Origin of the sequence: Bhargavaea ullalensis (assembly GCF_042432615.1) — a bacterium.
Lineage (GTDB): Bacteria > Bacillota > Bacilli > Bacillales_A > Planococcaceae > Bhargavaea > Bhargavaea ullalensis.
In genome coordinates this window covers 18,056-38,649 of the sequence record NZ_JBHLWY010000005.1, presented here as the reverse complement: position 1 = coordinate 38,649, position 20,594 = coordinate 18,056, and the positions used below count along the sequence as shown (strand labels likewise).

The following is a 20,594-nucleotide window of genomic DNA, read 5'->3' as shown; positions in this document are numbered from 1 at the left end:
CCTGCCTCCTAACCGTCTTCCTCGATGAATTGCTCGGAAAGCTTGTCCAGGATTCTTCCATCGACCGCATTCACAAAATAGTCTTCGGAAGTTCCATCTTTTAATTTTACATGAATATGCCAGGTCGGAGCAAACACTTGGGTTTTGGTGAGCTGCACGTGGGGTGAATAGCCCATTTCGATTTTGGTGATTTCAGAGTCTGTCTTCAGGAACCCGCGGGAATAAAGGGCATTGATCGCCTGGATCGGCGGGAACAGATCCTTTTCCTGATTGAACGGAACGATTTCATCCATCATCCGCTGCCTGTAGCCCGTTGCTTCCATGGAATCATTCCATTGGACGGTGAGCGTGGAATTTTTGTTGAAATAAACGGGCAGCGAACCGATCTTCTGAAAGAAAACCGCTTCCTGTTTCTCCTCGTCGATCTTCCAGAGCGTGTAGTCCGATCCGCCCTTCACATATTTATCGAGCAACGGTCCAAAGTCGGGCTTGTCCCCGTCGCCTTTGATGCTGACCGGTTTCTCAAAGTCTGAAACGATCGTTTTCCCATCGTCTCTGAGCCGGATGACCTGGCCTTTGGCTTCTTTGGTTTCTTTGTCTTCAAAAATCCTCACTTCGCCCGATGCGTAGGAGGCGGTTCCGATTTCGGGCAGTTTCGGGTAACTGATGCCGTCAAGCTTCAGTCGGTCCTCAACGTTCGTCTCGCCAAGCACTTCAATCTTTTGAAGTTCCGTGTACCGGTTCACATAGAGCGAGTAGAGAAACACGTTCAGGATGGCGAATACGATGATGAAAATCGTTTTTGTCTTACTCCAATCCATTCGCCGACCCCCTCGTGTCCGGTCCGATCTGCTGCCACTTGCCGTTTTCCTCGTAATACCAGGCCGGCTCCAGCAAATACAGGTTCTGTTGTTCGTCCGGGCTCATTGTGTACGCCTGGATGATTTCCCCGACTTTTTGGAAGTCGTCGCCTTTCTCCGCGCGCAGCCACTCCGCCGCCTCGGTTCCGGACTCCAATTCACGCCGTTCTTTTTCGGGGAACGGCTCGGCAAGCGTGTAATACGGGCGTTCGTAACGGAAAATCTGGCCGTCTCCCCATGTCAGCCTGATCTCCGTGGATGTATCCTTCTCGTCGCTGAATACCGGGTAGCCCTTGATCTGCAGACGGTAAGTGATTTTCTTTTTCTCCGGTTCCATCGAAGCGAACACGTAATTGTTCGTCCATCCGCCGTGCTGATTGATGAAGTCCAGTGTATTGAGCAGCAGTTCGGACGGAATGGAAACTTCTTTGCTTTCCGCCGCCGGATGCGGATGGACATAGGCGATCGTTTTGGTCCGGGTTTCAACGGTCATGATGGAGGAGTTATCGCTGTATTCCTCCCTTGTCGGGGCGGTCTGTTCCCGTTTGACATTATTCTTGTCGGGGAACAGGGCGTCCTTGAATTTGGAAGGACTGATTTCCTCCATGTTGTAGATCAGGGCGTCAATGGAGGCCGGCTTGTCCGGCAGGTACAGCGTACGCGCCCCTCTGCGGCTCACCGTGTCATAAGACGTAAATTCTTCTTTTGCATACTCAAAGAGTTCATCCAGCTTCTGCATGTCCACGCCGGCCGCGACGGCCGTGTAACGGCGGCCGCCTTCTCTTCCTGCAAAATGAACCATCACCCGCCCGTTGACTTCGTCTTTTTCAATGATCATCCGCTCAAATGCAGACTCGTTGGAGACGGTGTCCGTGAACTTGAACAAGTTGTCAATCACTTCGAACGGGACTGAGGACGGATAAAACAAGACGAGCTGACCTTTCTTTCCCGTCATTTGATTGAGCTCATCCACGGTCACTTCGGGATCGGACAGCGTTACGGACTGGAGCGTCCATGTTTTGATCTGGTCCACGGCGTCTGCTATGGATTGCGGGTCTGTCGTGCCGCGCAGTCCGCCTTCAAGGCCGGCGAGCAGCTTGTAAGGCTGAACCACTTCACCGGTTTTCTTCTTGTCGGCGATTGTATTTTCCACGCTCGGCGACTGTTCGATCGTCTTGTAGTCAGGTTTGTAGGTCCAGATTGAGAAGGTGAGCGTGATGCTGAGGATGATCAGCAGAACCAGCACGACCGTCTTCACTTGTTCGATGTGTTTCAATCCCATTCACCTGCCTCTTCCACCTCAAACGGCAATGTGAAGAAGACGGTGGTTCCTTTGCCTTCCTCGCTTTCCGCCCAGATGCTGCCTCCGTGGGCATTGATCATCTCCTTGGCGATTGCAAGGCCGAGGCCGGTCCCGCCCATGGCACGGGAGCGGGCTTTGTCCGCGCGGTAGAACCGCTCAAAAATCCGTTTGACATTCGCTTCCGGTATGCCCATGCCGTCATCTGAAACAGCCACTTTCAGACGTTCGTCTTCCACGATGATGGAGAAACGGACATTGCCTCCATCCGGCGAGTATTTCAGTGCATTGGAGATGATATTGTCGATGACCTGCGTCATTTTGTCCATGTCGATTTCCGTGTAAAGAGGACCCGGCGGAATCAGGCGGATGAACTGGACCTCTTTTGACTTCATCAGCTCAAACCGGTCGATGATCCGGTGGAAGAACTTCACGAAATCCACGATATCGGCATTGAGTTCGTATTCCCGGCTGTCCATGCGCGAGAGCTGCAACAGATCCGAAACAAGCCGGATCATCCGCTCGGTCTCGGTCTGGGTCACGTGAAGGAATGACGGGGCGATTTCCTCGTCTTTCCATGCACCGTCCGCGAGCGCCTCCAGATAGCTCTTCATCGAGGTGAGCGGCGTCCGGAGCTCGTGGGAAACGTTTGAAACAAATTCCCGCCGCTCCATCTCGATCTTCTCCTGCTCGGTGATGTCGTGCAGGACGACGATGAGCCCGTTCACGAACCCGGTTTCTTTCTGGATGACCGAGAAGTTCGCCCGCAGAATGTAAGGCTGCTCGTCCGTGCTGAAGTCGATCGTCACCGGCTCTTTCTGGTCGACGAGGTCTTCAAACGTGTAATCCTGCTCCAGCCCGAGCACGGTCGGGGCAGGACGGTTGAGAACGTGCTCACGGGGCACGCCGAGCATGCCGAGCGCCGTATCGTTGATCAGGATGATGCGCCCTTTTCGGTCCGTCGAGATGACACCGTCCGTCATATTAGAAAGGACAGATGCCAGTTTGCGCCGTTCGGATTCCGTCGAGGACTGGGCTTCCTGAAGCCGGGTCGTCAGGTGGTTGAACGCCTTCGCCAGTTCGCCGATTTCATCCTGTCCGTACACACGGACTTTTCGGGCGAAGTTTCCTTTCGCCATCGCGGTCGCCTGTTTCGTCATGTCCGCAATCGGCCGGGTGATCGTCTGGGCGATCAGGATGCCGAGGACGACGGTGATGGCAAGCGAGAAGGCGGTCCCGCCCGCAAGGATCTGGTTGATCTCATTGATCTGCTTGAACACTTTTTCAATGTTGGACTGAATGTAAAGGGAGGCGATCACTTCGCCGTCCGCGACGATCGGTTCCGCGAGCACCCAGACCCGCTTGTTCGTCTTGTCACGGAACGTATTCTTGAACTCCGACTCCGCATTGATCGAGTTCCGGATCAGGTCCTCGTTTGTCCGCTGTCCGACCAGTGTCTGATTGTCCAGCTCCGAAGTGGCCAGGATCCGGTATTTCGAGTCAATGACCCGCACTTCGATGATGTCATCGGAGGAAAATCCGGACAGCACGGAACGGAGGCTCTGCTCAAGTGTCGGATCCTCCTCTGAACGTGTTTTTAGCATTTCCTCTCTTACGCTGAATTCCAGCAGGTTCACCCTGTCCTCGATGGACTTCTGGAAGTTGTCACGCAGAGTCTGCTCCAGGCCGCGCGCAAAGTAAATGCCGATGATCTGCATGGCGATGAGGATGAGCAGCACATAGATGATGACGAACTTCACATGGATGGACCTGAAAAAGCCCACTTTCTGCATCCTGGTTACTCCTGTTCAGGATTGCGCAAATAGTATCCGACCCCGCGGCGCGTGACGATCCAGGCCGGGTGGCTCGGATTGTCTTCAATCTTCTCGCGCAGGCGCCGGATCGTGACGTCGACTGTCCGCACATCTCCAAAGTAGTCATAGCCCCATACGGTCTGGAGCAAGTGCTCGCGCGTCATCACCTGGCCGATATGCTTGGCGAGGTAATGAAGCAGTTCGAACTCGCGGTGCGTGAGCTCGATCTGGTCGCCCCGCTTGAGGACCAGGTAGGCATCCGGCTGGATCGTCAGGTTGCCGACGACGATGTCATTGGACACCTCGCCTTCCTGCTCTGCCGGTGCGGCCTGGTGGCGGCGCATGTTCGCCTTCACCCTGGCGATGAGTTCCCGTGTGCTGAACGGTTTTGTCACATAGTCGTCCGCACCAAGCTCAAGCCCGAGGACTTTGTCGATCTCCGAGTCTTTCGCCGTCAGCATGATGATCGGAAAATCGTATTTTTTTCGCAGCTCACGGCATACTTCCATCCCGTCTTTTTTTGGCAGCATAATATCCAGAAGAACGAGATCCGGCTGGACTTCTTCCGCTTTGGCGATCGCTTCTTCACCATCATAGGCCGTGACGACCGAATAGCCTTCTTTTTTTAAATTGAACTGGAGAATGTCCGCAATCGGTTTTTCATCATCCACTACAAGAATTGTCTTGTTCATGCATTTTACTTCCCTTCTCCGCGTAAGCGTTCTACAAATCCTTTATTCTTCCTATGCTATCACGAGTCGGCCCGTTCCGCATCCGTCCGCTTCGCCAAACAGAGAGGGAAATTCAACCGTGAAATATTTCCCGGGCAATATTCGTCATTTCCCGACTTATTTCCCGGAATGCCTGCCGGCCGGGGGATGATTTCCCGACAAAAACCGCATGCCGCCGGCGGCCGCCCGGGGAACAAAGAACAGACTACAAAACCGGCCGGGAAAGCGGTGGAGGCAGCTTCCCGGCCGGTCGGCGGAAAATTATTTGGAAGATGGGCTGACGACGGTGAGCGGGTCGATCAGCGCGCCGTTCTTTCTCACTTCAAAATGCAGGTGCAGGCCGGTGGAATGGCCCGTAGAGCCCATGACGCCGATCTGGGCGCCCTTTTCAAGTTTCTGGCCCGGCTTCACCCCAATCGAGGCAAGGTGGGCATAGAGGGTTGTGTAGCCGTTCCCATGATCAATCTCAATGCGGTTGCCGAAGCCTCCGAGTGGACCGGCAGCCTTGACGGTCCCGCTGTCCGCGGCGACGATTGTGCGCCCGGACGGCCGGGCAATGTCGATGCCGTTGTGCTGACGACCCCAGCGGGCGCCTTTGTGGCTTGAAATGTAACCGCCCTGTGCGGGCCACATGAACTTGCCGGAACCCTGTCCGACCAGTACCTTGGTGCCTTCTCGGACAATTTCATCGACTGGTTCGGCGAGGACCTCTTCTTCCGTCACCGTCTCCTCGGTTTTCACGCCGTTCACGTGAAGTGCTACTTCGGTGAGTTCTTTTTTTCCGTCTTGGCCGGCCTGTTTGACGGCCGTTTCTCCCTTGGGAAGGCCGGCGTCTTTTTCAGTGACCGTCCGGTGGGGAAGAGGGACGGCCCTTTTCATCTCACGGGTGACCGCGACCTGGACAAACGGCTCGCTGTCCGGTACTTTCAGCACGTCGCCGGGATGGATGAGCGTGTCGGCCGAGAGACCCGGGTTCATCTCGAGAAGCCGGTCCGTTCCGATGCCGAATGACTTGGCGATCTTTTCGGGGACGTCTCCTTTGCCGACGCTGTAATCCTTCACAACTTCCTTGCCCTTGAGCAGGAGCGCAGCCGCTTCTTCGGCCGTCTGCACGCGGGCGGGCGATGTGTAGACGTCTCGTGGCGCAAGGTCAGCCAGGATCTGGACGGAAGTCACGCGGGTTTCGCCTTCGTTGAGCGGGGAGGACGGCGTTCCGTCCTTTGCCGCCTGTTCGGTTTGTTCGAATGCAGCGAGTTCCTCTTCCTTCACGTGGGCAAGCTTCAGCTGCCGGGTCATCTTCTCGTAGGCCGCTTTGTCTTTCACGTGGGTGACGGTTTCTCCTGCAGCGACGACGGCCACAGCCTTTGTTTCGACCGCCACCTTGTCCTCGAGCTTTTGGCGGACGGTTTCATCGTTGCGGGGCTCTTGGCCGAACACTTTTTCCTGGACAACGGAGACATTGCGTCCGGCGACAAGGTCCAGGTCTGCATGCTCCTCTTCAGCCGCACCCAGCTTCTCGTTCTTCACCTGCTTGACGATTGCAGGATCTGCGACCGTGCCGACATATTTGTCGCCGTCATAGACGTGATAGAGGTCGTGAAGGTTTTCCTTTGCAAAGCCGGTGCCGGTGAACAGCAGCAGGCCGACCATGATCGCCGCTCCCGTCCGGCCTTTGAATGAAGGCTTTTTCCGGCTGTTTATATGATGTTTCCGTGACAGGCCATTTTTCTTTTTGTTCATCTCATTCCGCTTCCCTTTCCGTGTTCTCTCTCTCTCTGGTTTATTTAGATTGAATTCAGCCTGTTCACCTTAACAGTTATATAAGAAGGAAACAATGTTGTTTGATCACTTGTAATCTAACTGTAAATAGTGCCCCAATTCCAACACACACTTCCTTTTCCTTGAATCCGGACGCAAAAATGCCGCCCTCCCCAAAAAGGGGAGGGCGGCATGGATAATATTGAATCAGCGCCAGACGCTCTTGATGATGTTCGTCTGTGTACGGTCGGGGCCGACCGAGAAGATGGAGATCTGGACGCCGGTGAGCTGGGCGATGCGCTCAAGATAATGGCGGGCCGTCTCCGGAAGCTCATCGAGTGAACGGCAGCCGGTGATGTCTTCGTGCCAGCCCGGCATTTCTTCATAGACCGGCTCGCACTGATCCAGAATCCGAAGGTTGGCCGGATACTCGGTCAGCAGTTCTCCGTTGTACCGGTAGGCGGTGCAGAGTTTCACCGTGTCGAGACCGGTGAGCACGTCGATCGAGTTGACCGTCAGATCCGTCAGGCCGCTCACACGGCGGGCATGCCGGACGACAACCGTATCGAACCAGCCGATGCGGCGCGGGCGTCCCGTGGTCGTGCCGTACTCCTTGCCGACTTCACGGATCTGGTTGCCGACTTCATCAAAGAGCTCCGTCGGGAACGGGCCGTCGCCGACGCGGGAAGTATAGGCCTTGCAGACGCCGACAACGTGGTCGATCTTTGTCGGGCCCACGCCGGCACCGATCGTGACGCCCCCTGCAACCGGGTTGGACGAGGTGACGAACGGATACGTCCCCTGGTCGATGTCGAGCATGACGCCCTGGGCACCTTCAAACAGGACGCGGCGTCCCTCATCCAGCGCGTCATTCAACACTTTTGATGTATCCGTCACATACTGTGCGATCTTCTGCCCGTAGTCGTAGTATTCATCGAGGATTTCCTCGACCGTGAAGCCGCCGGTCTCATAAAACTTCTCAAGCAGGCGGTTTTTCTCGGCCAGGTTGCGGGAGAGTTTCTCCTCGAACACTTCCTTGTCGAGCAGATCGGCAATCCGGATGCCGATCCGGCCGGCCTTGTCCATGTAAGCCGGTCCGATCCCTTTGCCTGTCGTGCCGATCTTGTTGTCGCCCTTGCGGAGTTCCTCCACTTCGTCGAGCTTGATATGATACGGCAGGATCACGTGGGCGCGGTTCGAAATGCGCAGATTGTCCGTCCGGACGCCGCGTGCCTGCAGCCCTTCCAGCTCCTGTACAAGCGCTTTCGGGTCGACGACCATCCCGTTGCCGATGACCGAGGTTTTCTCCTCGTAGAAGATTCCGGAAGGGATGAGGTGAAGCTTGTATGTTTCACCGCCGAAGATGATCGTATGGCCTGCATTGTTCCCGCCCTGATAACGCGAGATGACTTCTGCATGCTCCGACAGGAAGTCGGTGATCTTCCCTTTTCCTTCGTCTCCCCACTGCGTTCCGACTACCACCACTGATGGCATAGATCTGCACCTCCGATGGACGGATTCGTTCACGTCCGATTTCAAACAGATTCAGTTTATCAGTGTTCCCCCCGAAGGTCAAGAAAAAACACGAACGTGAGGATGCATGATTGCATCCAACGTTCGTGTTTATGCCGGCGGTGCTTCGTGCTGGCTCCAGTCGACATTGACGAATTTATTGTACTCCTTCACAAAGGCGAGCTTCACCGTGCCGGTCGGGCCGTTCCGCTGCTTGGCGATGATGATTTCAATCATGTTCTGGTCTTCGGTTTCCTTGTCGTAATAGTCTTCACGATACAGGAAGGAGACGATGTCCGCATCCTGCTCGATGGAACCCGACTCCCGCAGATCCGACATCATCGGACGCTTGTCCTGGCGCTGTTCCACGCCACGGGAAAGCTGGGACAGGGCAATGACCGGCACTTGAAGCTCACGGGCCAGTCCCTTGAGCGAGCGGGAGATTTCCGAAACTTCCTGCTGGCGGTTGTCCCTGGAGGAGCCGCTGCCCTGGATGAGCTGGAGGTAGTCGATCATGATCATTCCAAGACCGTGCTCCTGTTTCAGCCGGCGGCATTTCGACCGGATTTCTCCCACCCGGATGCCGGGCGTGTCGTCGATGAAAATGCCGGCGTTCGACAGGCTGCCCATCGCCATCGTCAGCTTGCGCCAGTCCTCCGCCTCGAGCGCCCCCGTCCGGAGCACCTGGGCGTCGATGTTGCCTTCCGCACAGAGCATCCGCATGACAAGCTGGTCGGCGCCCATCTCCAGGCTGAAGATGGCAACATTTTCACCGGCCTTCGTCGCGACGTTCTGCGAGACGTTCAGCGCGAAGGCCGTCTTCCCGACGGACGGGCGGGCGGCGACGATGATCAGGTCGTTGCGCTGGAATCCGGCCGTGATATGGTCAAGGTCTCGGAATCCGGTCGCAATCCCGGTCACATCGCCTTTTCTCGTATGAAGCAGTTCAATGTTGTCGTACGTCTGGACGAGGACATCTTTGATGTGCTTGAAGTCGCCCGAGTTTTTCCGGCTTGCGACTTCCATCATTTTCTTTTCCGCCTCGGCGAGGACATCCTCCACTTCGTCTTCGCGCGTGAAGCCGTCTTCGACGATGCCGGTCGCCGTCCGGATAAGACGCCGCAGAAGGGCCTTTTCCTCGACGATGCGGGCATAGTGGGAAATGTTCGCAGCGGTCGGAACGGTGTTGGCAAGCTCGGTCAGATAGGAGATGCCGCCTACGTCTTCAAGTTCTTTCTTTGCCGACAGCTCCTCGGTGACCGTGACGACATCGATCGCTTCACCCCGTTCGCTGAGCGAGACCATCGTCTGGAAGATCTTCTGGTGGGAGACCCGGTAGAAGTCGTCCGCGACAAGTGTTTCAGCGGCAGAGATGAGCGCCTGGGGTTCCAGGAAAATCGCGCCGATGACCGACTGTTCGGCTTCGTTGTTATGCGGCGGAATCCGGTCGAATGTTTCCATTTCGTTCTCTCCTTACTCTTCCGTCACATGTACCTTGAGCGTCGCCGTGACATCGGAGTGGAGTTTGACCGGAACATTCGTGTAGCCGAGTGCCCGGATTGCGTCAGGAAGTTCCATTTTCCGCTTGTCGATTTTGATGCCATGCTGCTTTTCAAGACCGGATGCGATCTGCTTGGAGGTGATCGACCCGAACAGGCGGCCGCCCTCGCCGGACTTCGCCTTCAGTTCGACTGTGACTTCTTCAAGCCGTTCTTTCAGGCGCTTTGCCTCTTCCAGTTCTTCGGCCGCATCTTTTTCAGCCCGTTTTTTCTGGCCTTCCAGCTTGCTCAGGTTAGCGGGCGTCGCTTCGACGGCCACTTTGTTTTTAATCAGGAAGTTTTGTGCATATCCGACGGAAACCTCTTTGATTTCCCCTTTTTTCGCGGTGCCTTTAACATCTTTCAGGAAAATGACTTTCATTGTTCGCTTCCCCCTTCTAGTGATTCTTGGATCGCTTCCTTCAGCCGGCCGATCGCTTCGCCGATCGAGCCGACCTCCAGCTGGGCAGCGGCGTTCGTCAGGTGGCCGCCGCCGCCGAGCCGCTCGGTGATGACCTGCACATTCAGGTCACCGAGCGACCTGGCGCTCACGCCCACCCGTCCTTCGGGGCGGTCCGCAACGACGAATGAAGCATTGACCCCCTTCATCGTCAGCAGGGTATCCGCCGCCTGGGCGATGAGGACGGGGCTGTGCGGCTCCCCGTCGTTGCCGTGCGCGATGACGATGCCTTCGCCGAAGAACTCCACCGTCCGGATGATGTCCGCCCGTTCCAGATAAGTCCCGATATCCTCGCGCATGAGCCGCTGGATGAGGACCGTGTCGGCCCCGTTCGATCGCAGATAAGATGCGGCTTCGAATGTCCGGGAACCCGTCCGGAGCGTGAAGCTCTTCGTGTCGACGATGATGCCTGCCAGCATCGAGGTGGCCTCAAGCATCGACAGTTTGTCGCCCTTCGGCTGGTATTCAAGCAGTTCGGTGATGAGTTCCGCCGTAGAGGACGCGTACGGCTCCATATAGACAAGCAGCGTGTCTTCGATGAACTCCTCGCCCCGGCGGTGATGGTCGATGACGACCGTCTTTTCCGCCTTTTGGAGAAGCCGCTCCTCGATGACGAAGCTCGGCTTGTGCGTGTCGACGATGACAAGCAGCGTCCGCTCGGTGATGAGCGACTGGGCTTCTTCCGGCGTGATGAAGTAGCGGAACAGGTCCGGCTCCGAACGGATTTCATCCATCAGCCGGGTGACGCTCGGATCGAGCTCGTCAAAGTCAATGACGACGTAGCCCTCGACATTGTTCATCTGTGCCATCCGGCGGACGCCGACGGATGCGCCGATCGCATCCATGTCCGGAAGCTTGTGGCCCATGACGATGACCTTGTCGCTTTCCTGGATGAGGTCGCGCAGCGCGTGGGAGATGACCCGTGCGCGGACCCGCGTGCGTTTTTCGACGGGATTCGTCTTGCCGCCGTAGAATTTCACGCGCCCGCTCGGCTGCTTGATCGCGACCTGGTCACCGCCGCGTCCGAGGACGAGGTCCAGGCCGGACTGCGCCAGTTCCCCGAGTTCGGGGAGGGAGCCGGAGTCAGCGCCGATGCCGACGCTGAGCGTGAGCGCGGAGCTTTCCCTGGCCGTTTCCTCGCGGATGGCGTCCAGGATCCGGAACTTGTCTTTTTCCAGTTCGTGCAGGATGGACTCATTGAGCACGGCCAGGAACCGGTCCGAGCTGAATCGCTTCACATAGATGCCGTATTCCGCACCCCAGTCATTGACGAGCGTCGTGACGAGGCTGTTCAGCCGGCTTTTCGTCTGGTCATCCATGCCGGATGCCAATTCGTCATAGTTGTCGACGAGGATCATGCCGAGAACCGTCCTGTCCGCATAGTAGAGCGTCTCGATTTCCAGTTGCTCGGTGATGTCGAACAGATAAAACAGCTTTTCTTCCGGTTTGTGGATCACTTTGTATTTCCGGTTGCCGAGGGAGACGACGCCTTCGGGATCGGCATCTTCCTTGGCATAGGCCCGGAAATCTTCCGACAGGCCGAACAACTCCTCGCCGATGAGCGTGTCATATTCGAGAAGCTGGGTCATGAACGGGTTCGCCCATTCGATCGTATACCGGTCGTCGACGAGCAAAATCCCGATCGGCATCTCAAGGAGTGCCTCCTCGCCGACTTTTTTCATCCGGTAAGACAGATTCTCAATATGTTTTTCCGTCTCGGTGTAGGTCTTTGCCTCCGTCCGCCAGGCGACGGCAAGTGCGGCGGCCGCGGCGACGGCGAACAGGGCGCCTGCCCACTCCCTGTACATGGTGAGCGGCACCACGGCGGCTGCCATGATGACGGTCAGTACGAGAAGCGGGATCCGTATCGGTCGTTGTCTGAAAAAAGTTCCCATTCGTCAGCCACTCACTTTCCTTTGCTTCCCGTGATGAACCCCCTGATATTGAATCCGGTATCGAGTATCCCGAGCAGGACGACGATTGCCGAGAGCGGGACCGAGAACAGCACCGCAATCACGAGCACCCATTTCGGATAGCCGGTCGCATGCACCGCGAACGCCAGGAGCGCCAGACCCTGCATGAAGAACAGCACCCTCAGGATGAGCATCGCATTGCCGATGATCAGGTGGCCCGTCGATCCCGCTTCCGGCGAAGCCAGAAGGGAGGCGATCAGGATGATTGCGTAGTAGAAGAGCAGAACGACCGGGAGCTTCATGTTGCGGAATTTCCCGAACTTCGGAACGTCCGTGCCGAGCTTCCTCATCAGCGGAAGGATGATCGACAAGGTGATGAACGCCGTCAGGTAGGAGACCATGATGAACATCGACGGCATGAGCGTCTGGACCATGAGGATCATCTGGTTGACGATCTGGTCATAATCATCGGGAAGCATGTCGAACCTTTTCATCAGTTCGCCCGTCTGTTCATAGTAGGCACGGAGCGAATCGGTCAGTTCCGAGATGATATTGATGTTCAGGAGGGCGGCGGCTGCCGCATACTGCAGGACGCCCATGAGAAGGACGGCCAGCCCCGAAGCCATGAAGATGTAAAGTTTTGTTTTGCCGGTCCGCACGCCGTCTCCGATGATGAAGCCGATCGGTGCGTTGAGGAGGGCGAGCAGGAGCCCGCCCGGCCCGGCGATGAGGAATGAGAGGACGACCCCCGCAACCGAGACCGTCAGTGACGGACCGCGGCTGTATCTCGCCCCGTAAAGGGCAAGCGGGAGCGGGATGGCCAATACCGTGAATACGCCGATGACCGGCACATAATAGGTGAGTGCCGTCAGCAGGGCGAACAGGGCGGCCATCATGGCACCGAAGGTCAGCCTTCTCGCTTGATCGTTGCCCATTGTCAGCCTTCTTTCAATATTGGATTCCCATTGATCCAGCAATGGAATCTTCCTATCATTGTACCATGTTTCAAGGGATGGACCAAAAAGGGACGGCCATCCGCAGCCCATGCGGATCCCGTCCCGAAAATAAAAAGGAAGCCCCGGAGCGTCCGGGGCTTCCTCGATGAATTACCGTTCTTCCGAAGTGAATGGGAGAAGACCCATGATCCGGGCGCGTTTGATTGCAACTGTAAGTTTACGCTGCCATTTTGCGCTTGTCCCCGTCACACGGCGAGGGAGAATTTTCCCGCGCTCGGAGATGAACTTTTTAAGCAGATCGACATCTTTGTAGTCGATGTGCGTGATGTTATTGGAAGTAAAGTAGCAGACTTTGCGGCGTCTGCGTCCACGACGTGGTGCCATGCGTTTCGCCTCCTTTTCCTGTTGGTTGGGCTATACGCGCCGGGATCAGAACGGCAGGTCGTCGTCCGATACTTCGATCGGTCCGCCGCCTGGTGTGAACGGATCCTCGTCTGTGCGGGTATAGTTATTTTGACTCGGGGATTGCCCCTGATAATACGGCTGCTGGTTCTGGCTCTGCTGATTTCCGTAGGACGGCGCGCTCTGCTGGTTTCCGTAGGAAGGAGCAGGTGCGCCCTGCTGGCGGTCTGCATTTGCGCCGCGCGGTTCAAGGAACTGGACGCTGTCCGCCACGACTTCCGTCATGAAGACGCGCTTCCCGTCCTGGCCGTCGAAACTGCTCGTCTCGATGCGGCCGTCCACGCCGGCAAGGCTGCCCTTGCGGAGGAAGTTGGCGACGTTCTCGGCCTGTTTCCTCCAGGTCACCACATTGATGAAGTCCGCTTCCCGTTCCCCGCGCTGGTTCGTGAACGTCCGGTTCACGGCCAGAGTGAAGCGTGTCATGGCAATGCCCGACTGGGTGTACTTCAATTCAGGATCCTTCGTTAATCTTCCGACAAGAACAACACGGTTGATCATCAGAAAACAACCCCCTTTGTGATGGTCTGGCGTATTTCGTCAATTCATCAGTCTTCTTCGCGGATCGCGATGTGACGGATGATATCTTCGTTGATGTTCGAGAGACGCGTGAACTCATCGATCGCTTCGGCTGGGGCATGAAGTTTGACGATCTGGTAGATCCCTTCACGGAAGTCGTTGATCTCGTAAGCGAGACGGCGCTTGCCCCATTCCTTCGACTCGATGATCTCCGCGCCGTTCGAAGTGAGGATTCCGTCAAAACGCTCAACAAGCGCTTTTTTCGCCTCGTCTTCGATTTTCGGCTGGATAATGTACATGATTTCGTACTTATTCATCAAGATGTCACCTCCTTGTGGACGTATGGCCCGGCGCGCTTGCGGCGGGCAAGGAGTAAAATAATCAATACTTACTCACATCGGTTTATTCTACCACAGGGCTTGTCTGATTTCAACCGGGAATCAAGCAAGAGAATGGCCGTTTTTGATGAACCGCCGATTTTAGCCCCGGAATTCGGCTTGCCGCAGGATTCCCACCCCTGCCCTCCGTTCACCCGGTTGAGGAAGAGCACTTCCCTTCAAGGCGGAAAAGATTTCCCGGGAAACCACTTCCGGCGGGGATTGAAGGTGGTCGGGGGCGGTTCTGTGGGGTATGATTCAAACAAAGGGAATTTAAGTTTCATAGTTATACTTTCCAGAAAAGAGGAAGAACATTCATGGACTTTTCACAGTTGGAGGACCGGCAGCCGGATAAGGTGGTGGAGCTGGACATGATGAAAGTGGCGAAGGAGAGCCTCTGGCTGACGCTGCTGTCGGCCGTCTTTCTCTTTTTGGGCAATGCGCTGCTCCACGGCCTGTTCCGGGGCGGCGGATTTGTGTTCTCCTTTTCCATCAAAGGCATCCTCATCGGAACGCTTTTGTTCATCATCGGCTACGTCGTTCTCATCGTCGTCCACGAGGCATTCCACTTGCTCGGCTTCCGGTTGTTCGGCAAAGTGCCGTTCAGGGAAATGGCGTTCGGCCTCAATCTGCAGGCGGGCATCGCCTACGCCACGACGAAGATTCCGATCCATAACAGCGGCATGCGCAAAGCGCTCCTGCTGCCGCTCTGGATGACCGGCTTCCTGCCGGCCGCAATCGGACTCTGGTCAGACAGCTACCTGCTCTTGTTCCTGTCCGCCTGGCTCATCGGGGGAGCGGCGGGGGACCTGGCGATGGACCGGGAACTCCGGCATCTCCCCGGGGACTGGCTCATCCGCGATGACCCTGAAGAGCCGAAGCTCTATGCGTTCAGGCCGGATTGTCCCGGCGAATAAACGAAAAAACGGCCCGGCGGAAATCACCGCCGGGCCGTTTTTGAATGGGTTAGACGTTAAAGCGGAACAGCATGACGTCGCCGTCCTGCACGACGTATTCCTTTCCTTCAAGGCGGACTTTGCCCGCTTCTTTCGCGGCCGCCATCGAACCGGCCTCCAGCAGGTCCTCATACGATACCGTCTCCGCACGGATGAACCCGCGCTCAAAGTCGGTGTGGATGACGCCTGCACACTGCGGCGCCTTCATCCCTTTTCGGAACGTCCACGCACGGACTTCCTTTTCGCCGGCCGTGAAATAAGTGGCAAGGCCGAGCAGGCGGTAGGAAGCCCGGATCAGCTGGTCAAGCCCCGCTTCCCGGATGCCGAGCTCCTCGAGGAACATTTCTTTTTCCTCGTCATCGAGCTCGGCCATTTCTTCCTCGATCTTCGCACAGACGACGATCACTTCGGCGCCGTCTTCCTCCGCGTACGCCCGCACTTTCTGCACATATTCATTGTCGGACGGATCGGAGATTTCATCTTCGGATACGTTGGCGACGTACAGCATCGGCTTGATCGTCAGGAGGTTCATCCCTTTGATGACTTTCAGCTCGTCGTCGGTGAATTCGACCGACCGGGCCGGCTTTTCGTTCTCAAATGCTTCTTTGAGGCGGACGAGGATCGGTTCCTCGACCATCGCTTCCTTGTCCTTCGACTTCACCATCTTGGTTACGCGCGTGAGCCGCTTGTCGACGCTTTCCAGGTCGGCCAGGATAAGCTCCAGGTTGATCACTTCGATATCATCAATCGGATCCACCTTGCCTGACACGTGCGTGATGTTCTCGTCGGAGAAGCAGCGCACAACCTGGCAGATGGCGTCCACTTCGCGGATATGCGAGAGAAACTTATTGCCCAGGCCTTCGCCTTTGCTGGCACCTTTGACGATGCCGGCGATGTCGGTGAACTCAAAGGCGGTCGGCACCGTCTTTTTCGGCTTGACGAGCTCAGTCAGCTTCTGGAGCCGCTCATCGGGCACTTCGACGATTCCGACGTTCGGGTCGATTGTGCAGAACGGATAGTTTGCCGCTTCGGCCCCGGATTTCGTGATGGCGTTGAACAGAGTCGATTTCCCGACGTTCGGGAGTCCGACGATTCCGGCAGTTAATGCCATGGTTTTCCACAACCTTTCGATCTATGCAAATCAATTCGGGGGAGTCCCCGTTCAAAGACAGTTTCCACAACCTTTTCATTATAGGAAACAAAGGGCTGCCCTGTCCATTATTCGCCTGCATCCGCCCGTTCGAGAACACGCTTCATTTTCTTTTCGAATTCCCGCCTCGGGATGAGGACGCTGTGCCCGCATCCCGTGCACTTGATCCGGATGTCTGCACCCAACCGGATGACTTTCCAGGCATTCGTTCCGCACGGGTGCTGTTTTTTCATTTCCACGACATCGCCGATGCCATATTGTTTGCTCTCCATACTCACTCACCTCCGGATGCAGGCTGACGGCCCGTCTTCATTTGCCTTCGTTCTTTGAGCCGTTTTTATCCACCATGACCATTTTCGGATAGGCGCTTTCAATATGATTGTCTTCCAGGAACTTTTTCAGGTCTTTCCGCAGCCGGCGTTCGACCGCATACTGCATCATCGGTGCCGTTTCCGCGGTGATCCGCAAAATGACTTCATGCGCCTCCAGGCTCTGGACTCCGAGCAGATCGGGCGGTGAGAGGATTTCAGGATAGTCCTCTTTCCCCGTGATGCCGGCCAGGAAGGATCGGATGAGCGATTCGGTCTCCTGAAGATTCGTCTCCCGCGCGATGCTGATGTCAATGACCGCAGTGGAGTTGTAGATCGACGAATTCACCACTTCGGTGATCGACCCGTTCGGGATGATATACAGTTCGCCCGTATACGTCTTGATCTTCGTCGTGCGCAGGCCGATTTCCTCGACCGTTCCGACGGCTTCCCCAATCTTCACGTAGTCACCGACCGAAAACTGGTCTTCAAAAATGACGAAGAACCCGGTGATGATGTCCTTCACGAGGCTCTGTGCGCCGAAACCGACGGCAAGACCGAGCACGCCGGCACCGGCGAGCAGGCCCGCGACGTTGATCTTGAAGATGGACAGGATTGCCATGATCGCAGAAAAGTAGACCACGTAGGCGAGGACGTTCTCCAAAAGCTTGATGAGCGTCCGTTCCCGGCGTTCGGAGGTGCGGATCGGACCTTTCAGCTTGATGCTGAATGCGCGCCGAATGACCGACTTGCCGATCCTTACAAAAAGCGCCGCCAGCAAAACGATGACCAGGATCTTCACCGCGATGAAGCCGAGACGGATCCACGTATCCTCATTCAAGAGCATATCCTTCAGTGAACTGATCATGTCAAATGATTGTTTAAGATCTTCGTTGATTTCATCTTTGACCGGCACATCTGGGACTTCCGGGACTTCCGGCATTTTCGGCTGAGTCATCTTATTCTACCTCCCTTGCTTAAATCTCGTATATCGTCTCATCTTTTTGCGTATACTTCCAAAAACACACATGGAGGAAATGAGAATACGATGACGACCATCACGGCTTTATCCGTTCAGGAACGTTTCCATTACTCGGAACCGGGCTGCGCATGGCGACTGTCCAGCGCACTTCTCCGTCATGTGCCGTTCGGCAAGCAGCCCGTCCGGTTTGTCTGCATCGGCACCGACCGGTCAACGGGTGACTCGTACGGACCGCTGACCGGCACGGCACTCGGGGAACAGGCCGGCTTTCCATTTCCGCTCATCGGGACGCTTGAGCAGCCGCTGCACGCGCTGAACCTCGAAAGAACGCTGAGCGCTGCGGCGGACGAAGAACCGGTCTTCACGGTGGCCGTGGACGCCTGTCTCGGCAAGACTGCCCATATCGGACAGATCATCTTGGAAGACCGGCCCCTCATGCCGGGGCGTGCAGTCGGCAAAACCCTGCCGCCCGTCGGCGATGTGTCCATCAAAGGCGTGGTGAATGCCGCGCTCGGCGACGGCCATGAGGCCCTGCGCAACACCCGGCTTCACCTGCCCTTCATGATGAGCCGGCTTACCGCCCGGGCCATTTTACTCGCCTGGCACCGGCATGAATCCAAAGCCGTACAGAACGCCGGTTACGACGGCCACGACTAGAATGCCGGGAATCAGATTGGCCACCCGGATTTTCGTCAGGCCGATCAGGTTGAGGCCGATGGCAATGATCATCAAGCCGCCGGTCGCCGTCATTTCACGGATGAAGAACTGAAGCATGTCATCCGGGATGAACGCACTGATCTGAGTGGACAAAAGTGTGATCGCCCCCTGGTAGAGCAACACCGGAACCGCGGCCAGGATCACGCCGATGCCGAGCGTCGAACTGAGGATCAGCGCAGTGAACCCGTCAATGATCCCTTTGGCGATCAAGACATCGTGGTCATTCCGCAACCCGCTGTCGATGGCGCCGATGATCGACATTGAACCGATGACAAAGATCAGGGTTGCAGTGATGAATCCCTGGGCAATGCTGTTGCGGTTGCTGTCCCGCGTGCTCTTGCCGGCCTTTGATTCCATCCAGGCGCCGAGCCGGTTCAGCTGGCCGTCCAGGTCCAGCCATTCTCCGAGCGCGGCGCCAAGGACGATGGAAATGATGACCATGATGATCTGTGAAGTGGCGAAGCTCATTTGGACGCCGATCGCCACAACTGCCAGTGCAATGGCGTATGTAACCGTCTCTTTCACACGGTTGGGTATGTTGCCGAGGAATCTCCCAATGATCGAACCGATGATGATAAGTGCCACGTTGATGAGTGTCCCGTACAGGACCATGGGAATCCCCCGTTCTGTCAAAAAATAGACCCGCCCTTCCTCTCGGGGAAAAAGGGCAGGCGGATGTTAATCCTGTTGATCGAGAAGTTCGAGAATGCGTTCCAGATCTTCTTCAGAGAAAAACTCGATTTCGATCTTCCCGCGGTTCTTTGACTTCCGGATGGTGACGCTCGTCCCGAAAAAGTCCCGAAGTTCCGATTCCTTCTCCGCAATGAAGATATCTTTCTTTTCTTTTTTTGTTTCACGTGGAACATCTTCATTCATGCGCTGGACGAGCGCCTCAAGCTGGCGTACGTTAAGACCGTCATTGACCGTTTTCTGTGCAAGGGGCAAAATCTGGGCCTTGTGCTTGAGGCCGAGCAGCGTCCGCCCGTGGCCCATCGACAGCCTGCCGTCCGACAGCATTGCCCTCACCTCATCCGGCAAGGCAAGAAGCCGGATATGGTTGGCGATGTGGGGACGGCTTTTGCCGAGCCGAAAAGCGAGTTGTTCCTGCGTGAGGCCGAGGTTCTCCATGAGCTGGCGGTAGGCTTCGGCTTCTTCGATCGGCGACAGATCTTCCCGCTGCAGGTTTTCAAGGATCGCAAGCTCCATCATTTGCTGGTCGGTCATTTCCCGGACCACTGCCGGTATCATGTCAAGGCCGGCTTGTCCGGAAGCCCGGTAGCGGCGTTCTCCGACAACGATTTCAAACTTCTTTCCTTTTTTCCGGACAATGATCGGCTGGAGAACTCCATGTTCGCGGATGGATTCCGTCAACTCAGCGAGGCTTTCTTCATCGAACACTTTCCTCGGCTGGAACGGATTGGGCTTCAGAAGTTTCAGGTCCAGCTGTTCCACATTCTCGGTCTGCTTCAGCGACTCTCCGGGGAAAAGCGCATTCAGCCCCTTACCTAACCCTTTCGCCATTGCGGATCACTTCCTTCGCCAATTCTAAATACACTTCGGCACCGCGGGACCTTGGATCATAGACGATGATCGGTTCTCCGTGGCTCGGCGCTTCGCTGAGCCGGACGTTTCGTGCAATGACCGTATTGTAGACTTTGTCCTGAAAATACTTTTTCACTTCTTCGATCACCTGGATGCCGAGATTGGTCCGGGCATCGAACATCGTCAGCAGCACGCCATCGATCATCAAATCATTATTGAGGTGCTTCTGGACGAGCCGGATCGTACTGAGAAGCTGGCTCAGCCCTTCCAGCGCATAATACTCGCACTGAACCGGGATGATGAGGCCGTCGGAGGCCGTCAGGGCATTGAGCGTCAGCAGGCCTAGCGACGGGGGACAGTCGATGATGATGTAGTCATAATCATCACGGATCTCATCCAGCGCATGCTTCAGCCGAACCTCCCGGGAAATGGTCGAGACGAGTTCAATCTCCGCTCCGGCCAGTGAGATGGTGGCCGGAATAATGCTCAGATTGTCCACGTCCGTCGGGAGGATGGCACTACGGACCTCGGCATCATCAATCAGAATATCGTAAATGCAGTTTTGGACATCACCTTTGTTGACGCCAACCCCGCTCGTTGCGTTGCCCTGCGGATCGGTATCGATCAGCAGCACTTTCTTGCCGAGATGAGCAAGGCACGCACTCAGGTTGACGGATGTCGTCGTCTTTCCGACACCGCCTTTCTGGTTGGCGATCGATATGATTCTTCCCACAATGCACCT

Annotated in this window: 21 protein-coding genes; 2 read left to right on the top strand and 19 right to left on the bottom strand. The window is 56.2% G+C overall.

Annotation, left to right across the window (positions count from 1 at the left end):
* Window positions 1-8: 8 nt before the first annotated feature.
* The 13 genes from ACFFIY_RS00955 to rpsF form a co-directional block, all read right to left on the bottom strand.
* The gene (locus ACFFIY_RS00955) at window positions 9-821 is read right to left on the bottom strand and encodes a two-component system regulatory protein YycI (RefSeq protein WP_354197465.1); all 813 of its coding nucleotides are present in this window, start codon (window positions 819-821) and stop codon (window positions 9-11) included.
* Window positions 808-2,142 carry a YycH family regulatory protein gene (locus ACFFIY_RS00950; protein WP_354197463.1) on the bottom strand — a complete coding sequence of 445 codons (1,335 nt, stop codon included), beginning with the start codon at window positions 2,140-2,142 and terminating at the stop codon, window positions 808-810. The genes ACFFIY_RS00955 and ACFFIY_RS00950 overlap by 14 nt, the downstream gene beginning before the upstream one ends.
* Window positions 2,133-3,953, bottom strand: coding sequence for a cell wall metabolism sensor histidine kinase WalK (gene walK, locus ACFFIY_RS00945; protein ID WP_354197461.1), 1,821 nt, complete (start codon window positions 3,951-3,953; stop codon window positions 2,133-2,135). Before walK ends, ACFFIY_RS00950 begins: the two co-directional genes overlap by 10 nt.
* A gap of 5 nt (window positions 3,954-3,958) precedes the next feature.
* Window positions 3,959-4,666, bottom strand: a complete 708-nt coding sequence (gene yycF / locus ACFFIY_RS00940; protein WP_354197459.1) for a response regulator YycF — start codon at window positions 4,664-4,666, stop codon at window positions 3,959-3,961.
* A 300-nt stretch (window positions 4,667-4,966) separates the two neighbouring features.
* A complete protein-coding gene (locus tag ACFFIY_RS00935; RefSeq protein WP_354197457.1) occupies window positions 4,967-6,445 on the bottom strand; it encodes a peptidoglycan DD-metalloendopeptidase family protein in 1,479 nt (492 codons plus the stop codon).
* Between the two features lie 225 nt (window positions 6,446-6,670).
* Window positions 6,671-7,957 (bottom strand): adenylosuccinate synthase, encoded by a 1,287-nt coding sequence (locus ACFFIY_RS00930; protein ID WP_354197456.1) that lies wholly within the window; start codon window positions 7,955-7,957, stop codon window positions 6,671-6,673.
* Between the two features lie 129 nt (window positions 7,958-8,086).
* Window positions 8,087-9,436, bottom strand: a complete 1,350-nt coding sequence (gene dnaB / locus ACFFIY_RS00925; RefSeq protein WP_354197455.1) for a replicative DNA helicase — start codon at window positions 9,434-9,436, stop codon at window positions 8,087-8,089.
* A gap of 12 nt (window positions 9,437-9,448) precedes the next feature.
* Entirely contained in the window at window positions 9,449-9,895 is a 447-nt protein-coding gene (rplI, locus tag ACFFIY_RS00920; protein WP_354197454.1) for a 50S ribosomal protein L9, read from the bottom strand.
* On the bottom strand, window positions 9,892-11,868 hold the full coding sequence (locus tag ACFFIY_RS00915) for a DHH family phosphoesterase (RefSeq protein WP_354197452.1): 1,977 nt from the start codon (window positions 11,866-11,868) through the stop codon (window positions 9,892-9,894). The genes rplI and ACFFIY_RS00915 overlap by 4 nt, the downstream gene beginning before the upstream one ends.
* 11 nt (window positions 11,869-11,879) lie before the next feature.
* Complete coding sequence (locus ACFFIY_RS00910; protein ID WP_354197450.1) at window positions 11,880-12,863, bottom strand: YybS family protein; 984 nt, start codon at window positions 12,861-12,863, stop codon at window positions 11,880-11,882.
* A 129-nt stretch (window positions 12,864-12,992) separates the two neighbouring features.
* A complete protein-coding gene (gene rpsR, locus ACFFIY_RS00905; RefSeq protein WP_354197448.1) occupies window positions 12,993-13,226 on the bottom strand; it encodes a 30S ribosomal protein S18 in 234 nt (77 codons plus the stop codon).
* A gap of 45 nt (window positions 13,227-13,271) precedes the next feature.
* Window positions 13,272-13,802 carry a single-stranded DNA-binding protein gene (ssb, locus tag ACFFIY_RS00900; protein ID WP_354197447.1) on the bottom strand — a complete coding sequence of 177 codons (531 nt, stop codon included), beginning with the start codon at window positions 13,800-13,802 and terminating at the stop codon, window positions 13,272-13,274.
* A gap of 47 nt (window positions 13,803-13,849) precedes the next feature.
* Window positions 13,850-14,137: a 30S ribosomal protein S6 gene (gene rpsF, locus ACFFIY_RS00895; protein WP_354197446.1), complete on the bottom strand. Its 288-nt coding sequence runs from the start codon at window positions 14,135-14,137 to the stop codon at window positions 13,850-13,852.
* Between the two features lie 377 nt (window positions 14,138-14,514).
* Between rpsF and ACFFIY_RS00890 the strand changes: the two genes are divergently transcribed.
* Window positions 14,515-15,114: a DUF3267 domain-containing protein gene (locus ACFFIY_RS00890; protein ID WP_354197445.1), complete on the top strand. Its 600-nt coding sequence runs from the start codon at window positions 14,515-14,517 to the stop codon at window positions 15,112-15,114.
* A 49-nt stretch (window positions 15,115-15,163) separates the two neighbouring features.
* On the opposite strand, the gene ychF is transcribed toward ACFFIY_RS00890, so the two are convergent.
* The 3 genes from ychF to ACFFIY_RS00875 form a co-directional block, all read right to left on the bottom strand.
* Window positions 15,164-16,264 carry a redox-regulated ATPase YchF gene (ychF, locus tag ACFFIY_RS00885; RefSeq protein WP_354197443.1) on the bottom strand — a complete coding sequence of 367 codons (1,101 nt, stop codon included), beginning with the start codon at window positions 16,262-16,264 and terminating at the stop codon, window positions 15,164-15,166.
* Between the two features lie 107 nt (window positions 16,265-16,371).
* Window positions 16,372-16,575: a DUF951 domain-containing protein gene (locus ACFFIY_RS00880; protein ID WP_354197442.1), complete on the bottom strand. Its 204-nt coding sequence runs from the start codon at window positions 16,573-16,575 to the stop codon at window positions 16,372-16,374.
* Between the two features lie 37 nt (window positions 16,576-16,612).
* Window positions 16,613-17,569 (bottom strand): mechanosensitive ion channel family protein, encoded by a 957-nt coding sequence (locus tag ACFFIY_RS00875; protein WP_354197441.1) that lies wholly within the window; start codon window positions 17,567-17,569, stop codon window positions 16,613-16,615.
* A 90-nt stretch (window positions 17,570-17,659) separates the two neighbouring features.
* Between ACFFIY_RS00875 and yyaC the strand changes: the two genes are divergently transcribed.
* On the top strand, window positions 17,660-18,250 hold the full coding sequence (gene yyaC, locus ACFFIY_RS00870) for a spore protease YyaC (protein ID WP_354197440.1): 591 nt from the start codon (window positions 17,660-17,662) through the stop codon (window positions 18,248-18,250).
* Here yyaC and ACFFIY_RS00865 read toward each other — a convergent pair.
* The 3 genes from ACFFIY_RS00865 to ACFFIY_RS00855 form a co-directional block, all read right to left on the bottom strand.
* Window positions 18,185-18,922, bottom strand: a complete 738-nt coding sequence (locus tag ACFFIY_RS00865; protein WP_354197439.1) for a DUF554 domain-containing protein — start codon at window positions 18,920-18,922, stop codon at window positions 18,185-18,187. The genes yyaC and ACFFIY_RS00865 overlap by 66 nt on opposite strands.
* 66 nt (window positions 18,923-18,988) lie before the next feature.
* A complete protein-coding gene (locus tag ACFFIY_RS00860) occupies window positions 18,989-19,831 on the bottom strand; it encodes a ParB/RepB/Spo0J family partition protein (protein ID WP_354197437.1) in 843 nt (280 codons plus the stop codon).
* A complete protein-coding gene (locus tag ACFFIY_RS00855; RefSeq protein WP_354197435.1) occupies window positions 19,812-20,585 on the bottom strand; it encodes a ParA family protein in 774 nt (257 codons plus the stop codon). The genes ACFFIY_RS00860 and ACFFIY_RS00855 overlap by 20 nt, the downstream gene beginning before the upstream one ends.
* Window positions 20,586-20,594: the final 9 nt, after the last annotated feature.

Bases quoted from the DNA above. Each gene is read 5' to 3' on its own strand.
- ACFFIY_RS00875 (WP_354197441.1), bottom strand. From the start codon at position 17,569: ATGACTCAGCCGAAAATGCCGGAAGTCCCGGAAGTCCCAGATGTGCCG.
- rplI (WP_354197454.1), bottom strand. From the start codon at position 9,895: ATGAAAGTCATTTTCCTGAAAGATGTTAAAGGCACCGCGAAAAAAGGG.
- ACFFIY_RS00935 (WP_354197457.1), bottom strand. From the start codon at position 6,445: ATGAACAAAAAGAAAAATGGCCTGTCACGGAAACATCATATAAACAGC.
- ACFFIY_RS00915 (WP_354197452.1), bottom strand. From the start codon at position 11,868: ATGGGAACTTTTTTCAGACAACGACCGATACGGATCCCGCTTCTCGTA.
- ACFFIY_RS00865 (WP_354197439.1), bottom strand. From the start codon at position 18,922: ATGGTCCTGTACGGGACACTCATCAACGTGGCACTTATCATCATCGGT.
- rpsF (WP_354197446.1), bottom strand. From the start codon at position 14,137: ATGAATAAGTACGAAATCATGTACATTATCCAGCCGAAAATCGAAGAC.
- ssb (WP_354197447.1), bottom strand. From the start codon at position 13,802: ATGATCAACCGTGTTGTTCTTGTCGGAAGATTAACGAAGGATCCTGAA.
- rpsR (WP_354197448.1), bottom strand. From the start codon at position 13,226: ATGGCACCACGTCGTGGACGCAGACGCCGCAAAGTCTGCTACTTTACT.
- ACFFIY_RS00860 (WP_354197437.1), bottom strand. From the start codon at position 19,831: ATGGCGAAAGGGTTAGGTAAGGGGCTGAATGCGCTTTTCCCCGGAGAG.
- yyaC (WP_354197440.1), top strand. From the start codon at position 17,660: ATGACGACCATCACGGCTTTATCCGTTCAGGAACGTTTCCATTACTCG.
- ACFFIY_RS00950 (WP_354197463.1), bottom strand. From the start codon at position 2,142: ATGGGATTGAAACACATCGAACAAGTGAAGACGGTCGTGCTGGTTCTG.
- walK (WP_354197461.1), bottom strand. From the start codon at position 3,953: ATGCAGAAAGTGGGCTTTTTCAGGTCCATCCATGTGAAGTTCGTCATC.
- ACFFIY_RS00955 (WP_354197465.1), bottom strand. From the start codon at position 821: ATGGATTGGAGTAAGACAAAAACGATTTTCATCATCGTATTCGCCATC.
- yycF (WP_354197459.1), bottom strand. From the start codon at position 4,666: ATGAACAAGACAATTCTTGTAGTGGATGATGAAAAACCGATTGCGGAC.
- ACFFIY_RS00890 (WP_354197445.1), top strand. From the start codon at position 14,515: ATGGACTTTTCACAGTTGGAGGACCGGCAGCCGGATAAGGTGGTGGAG.
- ACFFIY_RS00880 (WP_354197442.1), bottom strand. From the start codon at position 16,575: ATGGAGAGCAAACAATATGGCATCGGCGATGTCGTGGAAATGAAAAAA.
- ACFFIY_RS00930 (WP_354197456.1), bottom strand. From the start codon at position 7,957: ATGCCATCAGTGGTGGTAGTCGGAACGCAGTGGGGAGACGAAGGAAAA.
- ychF (WP_354197443.1), bottom strand. From the start codon at position 16,264: ATGGCATTAACTGCCGGAATCGTCGGACTCCCGAACGTCGGGAAATCG.
- dnaB (WP_354197455.1), bottom strand. From the start codon at position 9,436: ATGGAAACATTCGACCGGATTCCGCCGCATAACAACGAAGCCGAACAG.